This window comes from Algoriphagus halophilus (assembly GCF_900129785.1).
GTDB lineage: Bacteria > Bacteroidota > Bacteroidia > Cytophagales > Cyclobacteriaceae > Algoriphagus > Algoriphagus halophilus.
The window spans coordinates 432,881-450,290 of record NZ_FSRC01000001.1 but is presented as its reverse complement, the minus strand read 5'-3'; the positions used below and the strand labels follow the sequence as shown (position 1 = coordinate 450,290).

At 39.3% G+C, this 17,410-nt stretch carries 16 protein-coding genes; 10 read left to right on the top strand and 6 right to left on the bottom strand.

The genetic code is table 11. The features are described 5' to 3' along the window. Positions 1 to 35 precede the first annotated feature (35 nt). Entirely contained in the window at positions 36 to 797 is a 762-nt protein-coding gene (locus tag BUR11_RS01890) for a biotin--[acetyl-CoA-carboxylase] ligase (protein ID WP_074223144.1), read from the bottom strand. Between the two features lie 60 nt (positions 798 to 857). On the opposite strand from BUR11_RS01890, the gene rsfS reads away from it, so the two are divergent. From rsfS to BUR11_RS01870, 4 genes are all read left to right on the top strand, one after another. After that, positions 858 to 1,205 (top strand): ribosome silencing factor, encoded by a 348-nt coding sequence (rsfS, locus tag BUR11_RS01885; RefSeq protein WP_074223143.1) that lies wholly within the window; start codon positions 858 to 860, stop codon positions 1,203 to 1,205. Between the two features lie 65 nt (positions 1,206 to 1,270). After that, complete coding sequence (ftsH, locus tag BUR11_RS01880) at positions 1,271 to 3,337, top strand: ATP-dependent zinc metalloprotease FtsH (RefSeq protein WP_074223142.1); 2,067 nt, start codon at positions 1,271 to 1,273, stop codon at positions 3,335 to 3,337. A gap of 63 nt (positions 3,338 to 3,400) precedes the next feature. Beyond that, a complete protein-coding gene (locus BUR11_RS01875; RefSeq protein WP_074223141.1) occupies positions 3,401 to 4,180 on the top strand; it encodes a UDP-2,3-diacylglucosamine diphosphatase in 780 nt (259 codons plus the stop codon). Further along, positions 4,177 to 5,007 carry a hypothetical protein gene (locus BUR11_RS01870; RefSeq protein ID WP_074223140.1) on the top strand — a complete coding sequence of 277 codons (831 nt, stop codon included), beginning with the start codon at positions 4,177 to 4,179 and terminating at the stop codon, positions 5,005 to 5,007. Before BUR11_RS01875 ends, BUR11_RS01870 begins: the two co-directional genes overlap by 4 nt. A gap of 38 nt (positions 5,008 to 5,045) precedes the next feature. Here BUR11_RS01870 and BUR11_RS01865 read toward each other — a convergent pair whose 3' ends face one another. Both BUR11_RS01865 and BUR11_RS01860 read right to left on the bottom strand, forming a co-directional pair. Beyond that, entirely contained in the window at positions 5,046 to 5,903 is an 858-nt protein-coding gene (locus BUR11_RS01865) for an inositol oxygenase family protein (RefSeq protein ID WP_074223139.1), read from the bottom strand. A 40-nt stretch (positions 5,904 to 5,943) separates the two neighbouring features. After that, positions 5,944 to 7,521 (bottom strand): solute:sodium symporter family transporter, encoded by a 1,578-nt coding sequence (locus BUR11_RS01860; protein ID WP_074223138.1) that lies wholly within the window; start codon positions 7,519 to 7,521, stop codon positions 5,944 to 5,946. Positions 7,522 to 7,716: 195 nt separating this feature from the next. Between BUR11_RS01860 and BUR11_RS01855 the strand changes: the two genes are divergently transcribed. After that, positions 7,717 to 9,270, top strand: a complete 1,554-nt coding sequence (locus BUR11_RS01855; RefSeq protein WP_074223137.1) for a hypothetical protein — start codon at positions 7,717 to 7,719, stop codon at positions 9,268 to 9,270. 46 nt (positions 9,271 to 9,316) lie between these two features. Here the strand turns inward: BUR11_RS01855 and BUR11_RS01850 are convergent, their stop codons facing one another. Further along, positions 9,317 to 9,745 carry an FKBP-type peptidyl-prolyl cis-trans isomerase gene (locus BUR11_RS01850; RefSeq protein ID WP_143185801.1) on the bottom strand — a complete coding sequence of 143 codons (429 nt, stop codon included), beginning with the start codon at positions 9,743 to 9,745 and terminating at the stop codon, positions 9,317 to 9,319. 181 nt (positions 9,746 to 9,926) lie between these two features. Here BUR11_RS01850 and BUR11_RS01845 point away from each other — a divergent pair, with 181 nt between their 5' ends. From BUR11_RS01845 to BUR11_RS01835, 3 genes are read left to right on the top strand one after another with little or no spacing between them, the layout of a single operon-like run. Further along, positions 9,927 to 11,309 (top strand): sigma-54-dependent transcriptional regulator, encoded by a 1,383-nt coding sequence (locus BUR11_RS01845; protein WP_074223135.1) that lies wholly within the window; start codon positions 9,927 to 9,929, stop codon positions 11,307 to 11,309. After that, positions 11,299 to 12,642 carry a sensor histidine kinase gene (locus tag BUR11_RS01840; protein WP_074223134.1) on the top strand — a complete coding sequence of 448 codons (1,344 nt, stop codon included), beginning with the start codon at positions 11,299 to 11,301 and terminating at the stop codon, positions 12,640 to 12,642. The genes BUR11_RS01845 and BUR11_RS01840 overlap by 11 nt, the downstream gene beginning before the upstream one ends. A 12-nt stretch (positions 12,643 to 12,654) precedes the next feature. Then, positions 12,655 to 14,181 (top strand): glycosyltransferase family 39 protein, encoded by a 1,527-nt coding sequence (locus BUR11_RS01835; protein ID WP_074223133.1) that lies wholly within the window; start codon positions 12,655 to 12,657, stop codon positions 14,179 to 14,181. A 65-nt stretch (positions 14,182 to 14,246) separates the two neighbouring features. On the opposite strand, the gene BUR11_RS01830 is transcribed toward BUR11_RS01835, so the two are convergent. Further along, positions 14,247 to 15,047: a hypothetical protein gene (locus BUR11_RS01830; RefSeq protein WP_074225061.1), complete on the bottom strand. Its 801-nt coding sequence runs from the start codon at positions 15,045 to 15,047 to the stop codon at positions 14,247 to 14,249. Between the two features lie 344 nt (positions 15,048 to 15,391). Between BUR11_RS01830 and BUR11_RS01825 the strand changes: the two genes are divergently transcribed. Together BUR11_RS01825 and BUR11_RS01820 are read left to right on the top strand one after the other, a co-directional pair. Further along, positions 15,392 to 15,589, top strand: coding sequence for a hypothetical protein (locus BUR11_RS01825; protein ID WP_074223132.1), 198 nt, complete (start codon positions 15,392 to 15,394; stop codon positions 15,587 to 15,589). Positions 15,590 to 15,700: 111 nt separating this feature from the next. Next, positions 15,701 to 16,780: a hypothetical protein gene (locus BUR11_RS01820; RefSeq protein ID WP_074223131.1), complete on the top strand. Its 1,080-nt coding sequence runs from the start codon at positions 15,701 to 15,703 to the stop codon at positions 16,778 to 16,780. Here the strand turns inward: BUR11_RS01820 and BUR11_RS01815 are convergent. Next, positions 16,777 to 17,406, bottom strand: coding sequence for a response regulator (locus BUR11_RS01815; protein WP_074223130.1), 630 nt, complete (start codon positions 17,404 to 17,406; stop codon positions 16,777 to 16,779). The two genes, BUR11_RS01820 and BUR11_RS01815, sit on opposite strands and share 4 nt — an antisense overlap. Positions 17,407 to 17,410 lie beyond the last annotated feature (4 nt).

Here is a 17,410-nt window from a genome sequence, read left to right as displayed (position 1 = left end):
GTACCGTTTAAAATTCGGATTCTAAAATTCTAACCCTATTCCAAAAACATCACTTCCTTCAAATCGAAGGTTTGAATTTCTCCGGAATCCAACCTTATATTCAGCTTACCGAATGAATCTATTCCAGTAATCTCCCCCCAAAACTTTTCTCCTCTCGACTCAAATGGAGCACGTTGGTCTCTTAGATACAAATGGGTTAGATAGGCGTTCTTAATTTCCTTTTCCTTTCCGCGCTTCAAAGACAAATAACTTTGCTCGATTCTAGTAATCAATACTCTGAAAAGCTCATTTAGGTCAAAAATGTTTTCAGTAATTTTAGCTAAGGAAGTGGCCTTGCTGTTAAAGAATGATTTTTGATTGATATTCAAGCCTACGCCCACAATGGCATGTTCCCAAGAATTTCCGGAAAAGGTATTTTCTATTAAAATCCCTCCTATTTTCCCTTCTCCTGGAATTAAAATGTCATTTGGCCATTTCACTTTTACCACTGGTAAATAATCTTCTAAGAAAATACGAACTCCATTCGCTATACTCATGTTCAATAAGAACTGGTCTGTTATATCCAAAAAATCAGGTTTCAGAACTAAAGAGAACGTAAGATTCTTCCCTGCTTCTGATTCCCAAACATTCCCACGCTGGCCTTTACCTTTTGTCTGATGACCACAGATGATGATACTGCCTTCAGAAACCTGACGAAGCCTGACCATCTGTAATGCAATGTCATTGGTAGAGTGACAGTCTGGCAGGAAATGTACATCTTTCCCTAAAAAAATGGTGTTGGCAAGAATTTTATACATAAATTTTAGATTCACTGGAAAAAGCAGGATTTTCCAGCTCACAAAAATAAAATAATAATAATGACAGCAGAAGAGCTGAGCAAAGTAATCATTAAGGGAATGGAAGAAAAAAAAGCTTCTGACATTATCTTGATGGACCTTAGACATATAAAGAATTCCGTTACCGATTTTTTTGTGATTTGCTCCGGCAATTCAGACACACAATTGGATGCAATTTCTGATTCTATAGAGGAACAAGTCATCAAAGCTGGTGATAAAGGACCTTGGAGAAATGAAGGAAAAAATAGCAGAAATTGGATTTTAATGGATTATGTGGATGTAGTTGCCCACATTTTTCTTAAAGACAAACGGGAGTTTTACGGCCTCGAAGATTTGTGGGGAGATGCAAAAGTTACACACATAGGCTAAAAACCCACAAACTTTACCCAACCTATTCCGTTTTACCTTAAGTTTACAGAATTACCCATTATGCGATGAGCGATAAAAATAAAAACAAAAAATTATTACCGAAGACACCTCAACAAAAACCGAATTTTCAACTTTGGTTGATCATTGCGGCAGTTTTGGTATTACTAGGCCTTACTTGGATACAACAAAGGTCAGCAGTGATAGATATTACACAGAAGAAGTTTGAAGACATGTACTTGGCCGGAGATGTTTCTAAAGTCGTGATGGTCAAAAACATGGAAAGAGTTGATATCACCCTCAAGCCTTCTGTATTATCTGAGCCTAAGTATAAAAACGAATTGGAGTCCAACTCTACATTCTTTAATCCCTCTGGGCCACATTACTCGTTTCAAGTAGCTTCAGTAGATAAGTTTGCAAATGATTTTGACGCGCTGAAAGAGCAAGCAGATCCTGCAAATAGAATTGATTTAGAAGTATCCACAGAGGAGAATTGGAGTAGTTACTTCAGCAGTTTCGGCTTCTTGATCTTGTTGTTCGTGTTCTTCTGGTTTATGATGAGAAGAATGGCAGGCCCATCCGGTCCTGGAGGACAAATTTTCAATGTAGGTAAATCTAAAGCTCAACTATTTGATGCCGAAAACAAAGTCAAAATCACTTTTGACAATGTGGCAGGCCTTGATGAAGCAAAAGAGGAAATTCAGGAAATTGTAGAATTCCTTAAAAACCCAGGAAAATTCACCAAACTAGGGGGTAAAATACCTAAGGGAGCATTGCTTGTAGGACCTCCGGGAACAGGTAAAACCTTACTAGCCAAAGCAGTTGCAGGTGAAGCAGCAGTACCTTTCTTTACCCTATCAGGATCTGACTTCGTAGAGATGTTCGTAGGAGTAGGAGCTGCTAGAGTAAGAGATTTGTTTAAGCAAGCAAAAGAAAAGGCTCCTTGTATCATTTTTATTGATGAGATCGATGCAATCGGTAGATCTAGAGGGAAAGGCCAAATGCCTGGTTCCAATGACGAGAGAGAAAACACATTGAACTCGCTGTTGGTAGAAATGGATGGTTTTGGAACAGACTCTGGTGTCATCGTTTTGGCAGCTACCAACAGACCTGATGTATTGGATAGCGCGTTACTGAGAGCAGGAAGATTCGATAGACAAATCTCTATTGACAAACCAGATATTGTGGGTAGAGAAGCCATCTTTAAAGTGCATTTGAAGCCTATCAAAACCAGTCCGGATATTGATCCTAAAAAACTGGCAGCACAAACTCCAGGCTTTGCCGGAGCAGAAATCGCTAATGTTTGTAACGAAGCTGCCTTGATCGCAGCAAGAAGAAATAAATCTGCAGTGGACATGGAAGACTTCCAAGATGCCATTGACAGAACCATCGGAGGTCTTGAGAAAAGAAATAAGATCATTTCTCCTGAAGAGAAAAAAATCGTCGCTTACCACGAAGCTGGACATGCCGTGGCTGGCTGGTTCCTGGAGCATGCTGACCCATTGGTAAAAGTTAGTATCGTACCAAGAGGTATTGCAGCACTAGGGTATGCCCAGTATCTACCCAAAGAACAGTTTTTATATCAAACAGACCAATTGATAGACGAAATGTGTATGACTTTGGGTGGTAGAGCAGCGGAAGAAATCATCTTCAAAAAAATCTCCACGGGAGCCTTAAGTGACTTGGAAAGAGTTACTAAAATGGCTTATTCAATCGTATCTGTTTATGGTATGAACGATAAGATCGGAAATGTTTCCTTCTACGATTCCAAAGGAGACAACTATAAAATGACCAAGCCTTACTCCGAAACTACCGCAGAAACAATTGATGAGGAGGTAAGACAATTGATCCAGAAAGCCTATACCAGAACCAAGGAATTATTGGAGCATAGAATCAAAGAATTGGAAATCTTAGCGAAAGAACTTCTTGAAAAAGAAATCCTTTTCCAAGCTGATCTGGAGCGTTTGATTGGGAAAAGACCTTTTGAAACGGAGACTACCTATCAGGCTTATACCAATAAAAAAGAAAGTGCCCCTGTGCCTGTCATTGATCAACTAGAGGAACCTTCCCTTGATCCTGATGAAAAAACAACAGATGAGGCTACTTCAGTCACGGAACCGAAGGAAGAAAAATAGTAAATTGAAAAGCCCCTTCAGAAGGGGCTTTTTTTTTAATCCACTTCCCGATTATCTTTATTTATGCAAGTAGCCAACCTAACCATCGAACCCAACGGAAAGAAGATCTTCTTTGCCTCGGATTTTCATTTAGGTGCACCCAATTCAAAGGTCAGCAAAACGCGAGAACAAAAAATCATTCGATGGCTGGATAGCATACAAGATCAGGCATCTGCCATTTTTTTGGTAGGTGATATTTTTGATTTTTGGTTCGAATATGGGAAAGTAATCCCCAAAGGATTTATTCCCTTCATTTCTAAGATCTCCCAATTACGAGACATGAATATTCCTGTGTATTTCTTTACAGGAAATCACGATCTATGGATGAAAGACTATTTTACAGAAGAATTGGGTATCCCTGTTTATCATGATCCTATTCAAATCAAAGTAGGCTCCAAGACCCTTATGGTCGGCCATGGTGACGGATTGGGACCAGGTGACAATTCCTATAAATTCTTAAAAAAGGTATTTGTCCATCCCTTATCCAAATGGCTTTTTAAATGGCTCCATCCAGACATTGGCATTGCTATCGCGCATGCCTGGTCAGGACATAGTCGAATTACCAATATTGAAAAAGATGAAAACCGCTTCTTAGGAGATGATGAATGGCTGTGGGCTTATTGTAAGGAAATTGAAGCAGAATCTCATCATGACTATTACATCTTTGGCCATCGACATTTGCCTCTGGAACTGGAAGTAGCAACCAACGCTACCTATTTCAATCTTGGGGAGTGGGTTAGTCAATATACTTATCTTGAATTTGACGGCAATTCCAAGCCTGTTTTAAAATCATTTGAAGGATGAAAAACCTGCTTGCCTTTCTATTTCTACTTTTCCCCCTTCTTTCATGGGGGCAGGAACTAGAAGAATTTGGCAAGCCGCTTGCTGAAATTAGTATCAGGGATTTAGACCTGGTATCTATGGATACGAAGGACCAGATCTTTATTAGCAATAGTCGTGGTGATATTTTCCAATACAATGCTAAAGGAGAACAACTGAATCTATTTTCCCCTACAAGACAAGGAAGGCTTCATCAATTGGAAGCTGCTTGGACTGTAAATATTTTTAGTTTTTCTGCCGATCTTCAAGAGTATCGAATACTTGATCGATTTCTGAATCTTCTTTCTGAAAAAGGATTTTTTCAAACAGGAGTCCAGCTCGCCAAAGCCGCTACCTTAGGTAATAACAATATTATTTGGGTTTGGGATGAGTCTGATCTCAACCTGAAGATTTTAGACTATAGGAGAAACTTAATTACTCAATCTCAACCCTTGAACTTGATCCTAAATCTGGAGAATCTGAATGTTTTAGAAATCCGCGAGTTCAAAAACAGACTTTTCATGAATGTGAAAAATGAAGGAGTCTTCCTATTTGACAATCAAGGCAACTTTCTAAAAAAAATAAATCTACAGACAGATCAACGACTTTGCTTTTATAAAGAACATCTTTTTTGGCTAGAGGAAGGAAAGATCAAGGCTATTTCTCTTCTAAATCAAGAAGTCCAAGAGGTGGCCAAAAGTCCTGACCCAAGGGATTTGCAAATCCAAATGGGACAAGCAATCATTACATTAATTTCAAAGGACAAAATTACAGTTTACCCCTTTCCGGATAAGATCAATGACTTGAATTAAAAACACCGAAGCAATTTTACTTCGGTGTTTTTTAAAAATTAGAACTTTAAGGTGTCTGGCAAATATTTGGAAGCCAGATCCTCATAATACGGTCTCAATTCCTTCACATTGGGAGGCACAGCTGCCTTGGAATACAAATCATAAGGATTGAATTTATTCACCCATTCAAACAAGCGGTGATCGTCCTTATTCATTAAATGACTATAGGCATTTTCACGGTGTTGGGCATAAAAACTATGATATCTCAACATAGCCAAGCCTTCCTCCGGCAAATAGTCTTTCATGATTTGGTAAATGTATTCATCATGCCCCCAAGACATATGGACATTATCTAAACCACAATTAGGTTCATATACGCCGAATTTGGTATTAAACCTTGGGTTGTGGTAATCTGGATTTTCCTTGAAAAATTCAGGGTAAACGATTTTGTAAGAATGTTTACAACCTACCGGAAAAGTATCGCCTACCACACACCATTGAGGTTCACCAAACAAGCAGAGTACTTTACCCAAATCATGTAAAAACCCTGTCAAAACAAACCAATCAGGATGCCCATCTGCACGTATAGCCTCCGAGGTCTGTAGTAGATGTTGTGTTTGATCCAAATCCGTATCTGGATCCGAATCATCCACCAAAGTATTTAGAAACTCTACGGCCTCCCAAAGCGTCATCTCTCTTTTATCGAATTTTAAAAACTCCTGTTCCTTCTCCAAAACAAAATCATAAGTCTGGTTCAGGTGATTGATTCGGTAAAATTCCTTCACTGTTTCCCGCTGGGGATCTTCGTAATTTCTAAACTCCTCTTTCGCTTTTTCAGGCTTTCCATTTTCAGGATAACGTTGTAAAAGATCCTCTTCCCAGAGTTCTTCCATTTGATGTGGAGTTATATCTTTCATACTCTTAAAATTTTAATCTAATATAAAGAATTTCAAAATGTTAATTACCTAACCAAACATAAATCAAGATGGTCAAGACCACTAGGACCAACCCAAGTAGCTTCGCATATTTCCAGGGCTGCAATTCTATAGGGCTGATATCAGAAGGTTTAAAGGTGTTGCTATTTGGAGAAAAATAGGAAACCGTAAACATGACCGCCATATTCAATAGAAATTCAATGCCCCAAATATGGACAAAATGTATATTCACTTTCAGAATAAATACAGTTAAAATATAAAAAGCAAGACCGACAAATAACCCCGCTTTTGCTCCTAAGGCCGAAATCCTAGGCAAAAACAACCCCGCTATAATGACCGAGGCAATAGGGATGAAGAAGATCCCATTTAATTGCTGTAGCAATTGATAAAGACCATCTGGAGCTCCAGCAACCAGAGGAGCTGCCATAATCGCGCAAATCGCCAACACAATGGAAGTTAACTTCCCTACCCAAACCAATTCTTTTTCATTGGCTTCCAGCTTAATATGTCGCTTGTAAATACCCAAACTGAATAAGGTAGCAGTACTATTTAAAACACTATTGAAGGTACTCAACACCGCTCCCATCACTACTGCTGCAAAAAAGCCTGTAAGCCCTACAGGCAGCACTTTTTTGATCAGTTCCGGATAGATCATATCCTGATTGTCATAAAGGCTATCTCCAAAATAGTAAAACCCTATCACGCCTGGTAAAATGATGATTAAGGGAATGAACAGCTTTAGCACACCAGTATACAACAACCCTTTTTGAGCCTCTGCCAAATTTTGGGCTCCAAAGGCCCGTTGAATGATCGTTTGATTCATACACCAGAAATAAAGCTGGTTGATCATCAAACCGGTAAATATCGTTTCGAAAGGAAGCACAGAGTCCTTTGCTCCTATTACATTGAACTTTTCAGGAGCAGCATGGTACACCTTACTCAGACCAGCAATCATGTTCCCTTCTCCTATATCCCACAGTGCAAATCCTAATACCAATAGTCCTCCCGCAAACAAGCCAATCCCATTGATGGAATCTGAAAATGCTACAGCTTTAAGCCCTCCAAAAATCGCATATATAGAACCAATCACTCCAATCACAATGACCGTAACCCACAGCCCTTCTTGTTGACTGATTTGTAAGGTTTCGGATACATTAAAGATACTTTCTAGGTTGATGGCTCCCGTATACAACACAATAGGTAAAAGAGTCACTACAAAAGAGACAATCAGAAATAATGCAACCAGCGTCCGTGTTATTTTATCAAACCTGTATTCCAAATATTGAGGAATGGTGGTCAAGCCCATTCGGAGAAAACTTGGGATGAAGTACAGGGCTCCAATTACTAAAGCAATGGCCGAAGTGACCTCCCAGGCGATGATAATAAACCCATTCTTATAAGCAGATCCATTCATCCCTATGAGATGCTCCGTAGATATATTGGTCAACAACATGGATCCGGCAATGACCACTCCAGTTAAACTTTTCCCTCCTAAAAAATATCCATCCTGGGTATCCAGATGATCTTTTCGGAGTTTATACCAAGAAAAAAACGCTACAAATGCCGTGAAGGCCAAAAAGGAAATTATGGTTAGGGTCATGCTAATTGGATTGGGTTAAACCAACGACTTAATATACTTCAGATAAATAAAAATTTAGGGAGTAATTACGAAATCGATTACGCACTTTCCTCCATTTGATCAAGAATTTCTTAGAAAATGACCGAATCCTAAAAATCCAACTTTCATAATATTTGTAACATTGTCAATTGAAAAAACCATCCATAAACCCAACCAATGCCCACTATTAAATCCATTGTACTACTTCTTGTATTACTAGCTCCTGCCAGTTATACAGCTACGAAGGATCCTGTTTTTAAGAATGAAACTTCAAGGCTCCCATTGATCATCCATTCGTCGAATCAAGACTTGAATGAAGCATTCAATTGGGCTCAGGAAAAAGCCCTATCCTATGTGCAAACCGGAAAGAGAGGACCCATCAATGCTTGGGAAAATGGAGCAGGGACGGATACAGTTAATTATCTTCCCTCCTATTGGGCAGGATATCCCAAACGCACCGCTTTTTATTCAAGAGATTTCTGCCATCAATTAGAAGGAGCCCATTTCTTGGGATTGGAGGATGAAAACTTCACCATGATGAAAGCCTTTGCGGCATCAGCCAATTCCAGTAAAAAGTGGTTTCCCTTATGGGCCATTAATTTCGATGGTTCTCCCTATACTATTGATTATAAATCTGATTCAAATTTTGTCAGAGAAGTTCCTGCTACCTTTGAACTGGTGGAAAAAGCCTATGAGTTATACTGCTGGACTGGAGATGACAGGTATATTCAGGATCCCATATTGTGGGAGTTCTATGAAAAATCAGTTTCGGAATTTATAGAACTTCATGATCAACAAATCCCTAATGGTATTGCCGAGGGTACAGGAAAAGGGATTTTTGATGGAGCTGCTTCCTACAACGAACAAAAAGACCAACCACTAATCGAAGCAGGGGATGCATTAGCGAGCCAATACAAGGCCTACCTAGCTTCCGCACAATTTGCCCAACTAAAGGGTGATGAAAAGGGCTTTCATGAGTTTTCTCTCAAAGCTGAACAACTTAAAAACCTTTTTAATGAAACCTGGGGGATCCAAAACACCCCACTTTACAATAGAGGTTATGTAGCAAATGGAACTCCTGTGGATGGATGGGGAAAAGAAAATTCATGGTTTATGCCAATGAAAGGCATCACTGAGTTTGGTTCCGAAAGAACCTTAAACTATTTGGCATTCATTGATGAGCGACTGGAGTCCAAAGCAGATATCCCGGATAATATTGAGGCAATCAGTTACATTCCGGAAACGTTTTTTCTCCACCACCAAAATGAATTGGGCTGGAAATGGCTGACTTACATTTTAGAAAAATTAGATCAGGAACATTCCTATTCCTCTGCTACGGGAAGAAATGGGGATTATCCAGAAGTATCTTATGTATTAATACGAAATGTGATTATAGACCTGCTTGGGGTTAAACCCAATGCAGCTAAAAATGAAGTCCGAACCTTATCCCACCTACCTACCGCATTGGAGTTTTTGGGAGTAGAAAATATCACATTGGGTAGTTCAAAGCTTGCCGTCCACCATGAGGGAACTACAAAAAGCACCCTCAACTATCAAACAGGTACCAAACCTTTAACGTGGAATGCTGAATTCTTAGGAACTCATCCAGAGTTGTTGGTGAATGGAAAGAAAGTGAAAGCCCAAACCTACCAGGAAGAGGGAGTAGAAAAATCAAGCGTTGTAGCTCAGCTTTCACCTGGAGAAGAGGTAACCATACAACTCTTGAACTAAAAAAGGCCCATTACGAAATGGGCCTTTTTTAGATTTCATCTCAGGATTAACCGATTTTCATCAATTCAATGTCGAAAATCAAATCCTTCCCAGCCAACTGGTGATTTGCATCCAATGTGATTTTTTGTTCGTCTACATGAGTTACAATAACAGGCATTGGCTGACCATTTTGCCCCTGAAGAGTCAATTGCATTCCAACTTCTGGTTTGATGTCTGCTGGAACCTGCTCAATAGGAACATCGATCATCATATCGTCTCTTTTTTCACCATAGGCCTCAGCTGCAGGTATAGTCACAGTTTTTTTATCGCCAACAGCCATTCCATCAACAGCTGCATCAAATCCTTGAATCATTTGACCTGCACCAAGAGTGAAACCTAGAGGTTCTCTGTTTACTGAAGAATCAAAAACACTTCCATCTTTCAACTTACCGGTGTAGTGCACTTGCACCGCATCGCCTTTTTTAGCTTGCATGATATTTCATTTGGTTAAAGCACAAAGTTACATAAATCTTTTGGGCCTAAAAACCCGGACACTATTGTCCGAAAACAGTATAAAATCGTACATTTATGGACACTTCAATCAAAAAAATAGGGTTTAAAGGCCAAAATCAGCCTTGGCACTATTTTCCCCCTAGTATAGGCCAAACAATACACCAATGGAAAATCAAGATCTGGGAAGAATACTCATCATTGACGATAACGAAGATTTACTATTTGCAGCAAAAATGCTCTTAAAGAAGCATGCCAAAGAAGTATCCATAGAAAAAGACCCACGAAGAATCCCTTTTTTGATCAACAACAATTCTTATGATGTCATTTTGCTGGACATGAATTTCCGGGAAGATACCACTTCCGGAAAAGAGGGATTTCATTGGTTGAAGCAAATCAAGGAAATTGACCCAAAGGCAGTGGTTATTCTCATTACTGCATTTGGAGATGTGGAAATGGCGGTACAAGCCTTGAAAGAGGGAGCTACGGACTTCATTCTTAAGCCATGGCAAAATGAAAAACTATTGGCTACCTTATCCTCTGCGGTAAGGCTGAAAGAAAGTTACAACGAGGTAGAAAAGCTGAATAAGAAGCAAAAGCAACTTCAGTCTGATTTGAAAAAGCCCTATAGCGACATCATCGGGCAAAGTGCTTCTATGAAAAACATCTTTTCTATTATCGATAAAGTCGCTCAAACCGATGCCAACATATTGATATTGGGAGAAAACGGTACTGGTAAGGAATTGATTGCCCGAGCTATTCACGACCGTTCACTACGTAAAGATGAAATTTTTGTGGGGGTGGATATGGGAGCTATTACTGAAACGCTTTTTGAATCTGAACTATTTGGCCATAAAAGAGGTGCATTTACAGATGCAAAAGACGATAGAGCCGGTAGGTTTGAGGTAGCGGATAAAGGCACCTTGTTCCTGGATGAAATCGGGAATTTATCCATGCCATTACAATCCAAATTACTGACTGTACTACAAAAAAGGGAAGTCACCAGGATAGGTACCAACAAAGCCATCCCGGTAGATATTCGGTTGATTTGCGCTACCAATATGCATGTACATGAAATGGTCATGGAAAACACCTTCCGCCAAGATTTATTGTATAGAATAAATACGGTGGAAATTTTCCTTCCTCCCTTGCGTGAGAGACAAGACGATATTCCTGTCTTGGCAAATCATTTCCTGAAAAACTACAGTCAGAAATACCGTAAAAATTTCACCGGATTCAATGAGTCTGCCATGGATTTACTTCAACGATACAACTGGCCAGGTAATATCCGAGAACTGCAGCATGCCATAGAAAGAGCCATCATCATGGCCGAAGGAGAAGAATTAGACTCCAGAGACTTCTTCTTCCTTTCTGCCAAACCTTCCTCAGATAAGGTTCCTGCAAACAATACTTTGAACCTCGATGATATGGAGAGAAGCACCATTCAGAGAGCAATAGACAAAAATGGAGGAAACATCTCCAAAGCAGCAAAAGAACTGGGCTTAACCCGAGCTTCTCTTTATAGAAGATTAGAAAAATATGGATTATAAAGTTGGCTTACTGGGTAGAATTGCCTTTCTAGCCGCTACTCTTTTTCTATTGGCATATACCATTTTCGATGAATGGGGAGTCTTTATGATCTCCCTTTTCTTGATTTTGGTAGTGATACAGATTATTTTCTTCCTAAAATACTCTGAAAGCTCGTTTAAGAAAGTCCGGGTATTCCTGGATAACATCAAACAGGATAAATATACACAACTCTATCCCGTCAAATTTGATGGGACTGAAACTGATGATCTTCACATTGAATTCAATGCCATACTGGCAAAACTAAAAGAGGATCAAGCAGAAAAAGAAGCACAATACCAGTATTTCAGATCTGTGTTCAAACACCTCAGCATCGGCTTGATCACCTATGGAGAAAATGGAAATATTCAAATCATCAATACCGCAGCCAAAAGAATTTTGGATGTAGAAGAGTTAAAAAACATCTCTCAAATAGAAGGAATAAATAAGGAGCTTCATTTAGCAATCCAAAACTTAAGGACTGGAGGCTCCGAATTAATTAAAATTGCCCATCCAGATGGAATCATGCAGTTATCGGTCTATGTGATAGAACTCTTGATGAGAGGTGAAAAATTCAAATTGGTTTCTTTACAAAACATTCAGTCTGAACTCGAAGAGAAAGAAATGGAAGCTTGGCAGAATCTTGTGAAGATTCTTACCCACGAGATCATGAATTCCATAGCTCCGATCTCTTCTTTGGCAGGAACTATCAAAGAAGAAATCGAGTCCAAGATGGATGACCTGAGCCAAGTTGGTCCTTCTGACATGGAGGATTACCTGATGGGAATCAGCACCATTGAAAAACGAAGCCAAGGTTTGATCAATTTTGTCTCTGACTTTAGGAGTTTGGCACATATCCCTACGCCTAAATTCAGCAGTATTGGTATTGCAAAACTATTTGACCAACTCGAAGTCTTGCTTGCACACCAATTAGAGAGCAAAAACATCACCTTACGAAAGGAACTCAATCCGCCTGAATTAATCCTTTTTGGAGATCAGACTCAAATCGAGCAAGTATTGATCAATCTTGCACAAAACGCCATACACGCGGTGGAGGATGCAGAGATCAAAGTGATCACCTTCCGGGCATTTATTGATGAAGCTGGTAAAATCATCTTGGAAGTAAGTGATACCGGAAAAGGAATAGAAGAAGAGGCGCTGAGCAAAATCTTCATTCCATTCTTCACTACCAAAAAGAAAGGTTCAGGAATTGGCTTGAGTTTATCCAAGCAAATCATGCGTAGACACAAAGGCAATATTCAAGTTCGATCTGCGATCGAGGAGGGGACTACATTCAAGCTGATCTTTAACGGGTAATCCAATAGTTAAATGAGTCGCAATAATTGGTTCTTAGTTGGATTTGTACTGATCAAAATCTTGCTGCAATATCTCGTGATCGATTCTGGTTATGAACTACACCGCGATGAATTCCTGCATCTGGATCAAGCCCATCACCTGGACTGGGGCTATATTTCTGTTCCACCAGTCACTTCTTGGTTTTCTTATCTGATTTACCTGCTTGGTTACACAGAATTTTGGGTAAAGTTTATTCCCGCCTTTTTGGGTGCTTTGACCATTGTAATTGTTTGGAAAACCATAGAAGGATTTGGAGGTAATCTCTTTGCATTGTCATTAGCTGCCATCGGCTTGATTTTCTCTGCCTTAGTAAGGCTAAACATGCTTTTTCAACCCAATTCCTTCGATATTCTCGCATGGACTTTCATTCTATATTCCTTGGTCAACTTTTTCAAAACAGAAAAAACGACTTGGTTATATTGGATGGGAGTCGGTTTTGGGTTTGGGTTTCTAAATAAATACAATGTTGCTTTTCTCGCCATCGGATTATTCATTGGTTTACTGGTTACTCCCGAAAGAAAAATCTTCAAAAACCCGCATCTTTATGGTGGTCTAGGAGTAGCGACCCTGATTGCATTGCCTAACATTTGGTGGCAATGGACCAATGATTTTCCAGTAATCTGGCATATGCGTATGCTCAGCAGGTATCAATTGGTGAATATAAACCGATTGGATTTTTTAACTGACCAACCCACCTTCTTTATCGGATCTCTATTTATCATCATTGCGGGATTGATTTCATTTTTCACGCAACCGCAATTCAAAAATTATAGATTTCTCTTTTTTACGCTTATAGCTACACTGACGGTATTTACTTATTTCCGAGCAAAGGCATATTATGCCATAGGCCTCTATCCTATTTATTTCTCCTTTGGAGCTATCTACTTATCCCAACTTCTAAAAGACGGGAAGAAACGCTACCTCAAGCCTATTGCCTTAATCCTTCCCATTGGAATCTTTATAGCATTAGCCCCTCTGATCTTTCCAATTAGTACCCCAAAAAACCTCAAATCTGTATATGAGAAGCATCCGAATTTGGGACTGACACGCTGGGAGGATGGAGAAACCTATGATATACCTCAAGATTTTGCCGATATGTTGGGATGGAAAGAATTGGCAGAAAAAGTAGATCTCGCCTATTCCAAAGCTCCTAAGAATGAATATACCGTCATCATCTGTGACAATTATGGACAAGCTGGAGCTATAAACTTTTACAGCAAAACCAAAGGCTTGCAAGCGGTGACGATGAATGCGGATTATGTAAACTGGATCGACCTCAGTAAACCGATCAAAAATGTAATCTTGGTCAGGGAAGTGGATGACGGGATCAGTGAAAGAGAAAAGTCCCTGTTTGAAAGATCAGAGCCGATTGGCAGTATTTCCAACCCTAATTCCCGAGAATTTGGAACGCTTGTCCATCTGCTAATTGGTGCTAAAACCGATGTCAATGAAATTCTGGCTGGTGAAATTGAGGAAAAAAGAGCTGAACTGAGAGAGTAGGTCAAAAAAAATCCGTGCAATTTGAATCGCACGGATCTATAAATTTCATGATAAAAGGATCTTTATTAATCCTTCAAAGTTACCGTTCTGGTTACTTCATTGAATCCACCTGGAATCATATTTCCTTCTGCATCCAATAATTCCAACTTGATCGTTGCCTCGCCTTTAGGAAGTCCTTTAATAATATAAGGAGCCCACTCCGTGATCATAAACTCTTGACCATTGATGGTTGCTCGTACTTTGTTTCCATCTTCAGACAAGGTTGTATTCAATAAGAAGAAGTCCAACATTAAATTCTCAGTATCCGCTCCGCTATATTCTCCTTTTGGGCGGCTGTAAATTAGGGTTGGTTTCTCCAAATCTACTCCTTGATCATCTCCAGCATCACCAACTACAATTTTTTTAGCTACAAACGAATTGGCGTTTTTCACTGATTCATGATAAGATCTGCTCAAGAATGCTACTAGGTAATGAGTTCCTTCGGATACTTCCTTTTTAAATTCAGGCTCGTAATGTGCTGAATAAGGATCGTTGTCCATAATGAAGTGAATATGTTGACCATTACCAGAGTTTGCCAATTGGGCAGCAACTCCATTTTTCTCTGTTTGAGCTCCTAACTCATAATCTCCCACTTCAAATGCAAAATCCACTTCTCCAGGGGTTGCAATGGTCAAATTGCTAGGTTTTGTCAGTTTCAAAGATGAATTAGCATAAGCAGGAGAGTCCGTAAATTTTTCGATAGAAATGCTTGCGGGAGTACTCATTTCTGTCTCCTCCATCATCATTTCTTCATTTTCTGATTTTTGAGGCTGGCAACTTGCGGCAATTAATAATGCTGCAGCTGCTCCTACTATTCTAATGTTCATAATTTTCATTTTTTGGTAGTTGTTTTAGATAAAAGTCACAAATGCTATTCCAGCAATTCGTTGAATAAATCCTAGGTCTAAGATTAGATCTCATTTTCAAGGCTTTAAACATAAAGCGCTGAATTAACATTCATTTTAACGTGAAATTAGTCAAGAAGCCCTCCATAATCCAATTTTACGGGCTTTTTTAAAAGAATAACTTCCAGTTTGAAAAAGATATTCCCCATAAAAAAAGGAAAAGGATTATCCATCATAAAGGTCTAGCTTAATGTAATGAGAACTTCTTCCCCAAATCAGGGAATTCGATTCTCTCTACTTTTGAATTAAACCGTTTTTAGAAAAAAATGAAAGCACTTAGTTTGATCATTTCCGTTTTCTGCGGGTTGTTGATGATCCAACTTGATGCAACCGAACTATATAGGAATGAAAACTCAAACGTATCGAAAAAGGATTTTCATCTCTATTTATTAATGAGCCAGTCTAATATGGCGAGGAGAGGATTCGTACAATCAATTGATACAATCAACAATGGGGATCAGTAATGAATTGGACTAGGTATCCGTAATAGTACTGATAAAAAATCTGTGTTTTAGGGGATTCTTCCATATTTCTGCTTTGGCCACCTTTATCCTCCCTAACCAAAAACAGAACATATGAAAAGTCTAACAATTATTTTCCTCCTACTTTTTATACATGCCTTTCCAAGCACTACGATCAATGACAAGGATCTAAAAGTCACTAGCTACAATAAGAAAAAGCAACATCAAAAAGCGCCAAAAAAGGTTTTTATTCGAAGCTTCAAGGGCCTTTTCGAAGTCTTTGAAGAGGCTTCGGCAAGAACCTCCGGATCAAAAAATGACCGTGCCAACCGAACTACATTTACTTCCGGCACCTATACCAAGATGGGAGTACAAATCTCAGGCGTAGATGTGGAGGATTTCCAAAAGATCATCGATGAGGCCTATCAATCCTTCCTCAATCAACTGACAAGTGAGGGATTCGAAATCCTAAGCATTGATGAAGCGGAAAAAATTGATTTTTTCCAGGGATGGACTAAAGTATCCGGAGGAGCTTCTTCCGACGATCAAGCAGCTGGTTTTGTGATGATCACTCCGAAAGGCTTTGACTACTTAGTGAAGGGAGTGGCTAAAAGCGGCAGAGAAAAAGGTACCTTTCTAGACATGGCTCCCAAGATATCAAAAGAACTCGGAGATGTCTATGTAGCCGATGTCAATTTCATTTTTCCATTCGTAGATCTGGATGCTGATGCTTCGATGTGGACTAATAGCTCTTCGGTCAAAGCTAAAATAGGTTATAGAATCGAGCCGATAATAAATACTTCAGATGTGAATAATCAAACTTCACTTACTGGACTTGTCAAAGGTTTTGGAAGTATGGGGGCTTCTGAAACTATCAGTTCTAAAGTACGCTTTATTTCGGGAAATGATATTGGAAACAATCCGTTTTTTGATGCCAAAGTGGAACTGAAGAAGGCAGTCTACTTTGAGGATGTCTTCAAGGACAAGAAAATCAAAGAAGTTACCCAAGCTCAATCTGACATGTTTTCAAAAACAGGCTACTCTACTTTGGTTATGGTATCGGGAGAGCAAAAAACTGTAGCCTCACATTTTGCAGAGTGTGATCAGAAGAAATATGTAAGTGCTGCATCAGGTGCTATTCGGGACATGATGGATACCGGGATTTCAAACTTCGTTTCCATGACTCAAGATTAAGACATCCCTCCCACCAGATTGTTTTCCAAGGCAAATTTCAAAAGGCCAACCAGCGTGTTGGTCTTTGTTTTTTGGTAGATATTTTTGCGATGAGTCTCTACTGTTCGCTCAGATATATGAAGCATTTCTCCAATCTGTTTGTTGGAAAACTCTTCAAAAATCAACTTTAACACTTCCTTTTCTCTTTCGGTAAGGATACGCTCATCCGTAGGGAATCTCATTCGCTGAATCAGGATTTTTTGAATCTCCCTACTAAAATACATTCCACCCAAAGCTACCTCTCTCACTGCTTTTAACAATTCTTCGTGGGCAGCTTTCTTTAAAATATAACCTTCCGCCCCTGTAGCCAAAGCCTCTTTGACTCGATAGGGCTCTTCATGCATGCTTAGAAAAATTAGTTTGGTCTGCGGAAAATGCGACTTGACTTTTTGGGCAAAAGCAATTCCGCCTTCTTTGGGAATAGAAATATCCGAAATGATCAAATCGGGAGCTTTCTTTACAGTTTTTTCCCAAGCCTCCTCCACGGTAGTTGCCGTTTTAACTTCGGTAGATTCGTCCTGATTTTGAATTAAAAATTTCAACCCATCCAAAAGAATGCGGTGATCATCTGCAAGAAGAATTTTCATTTTA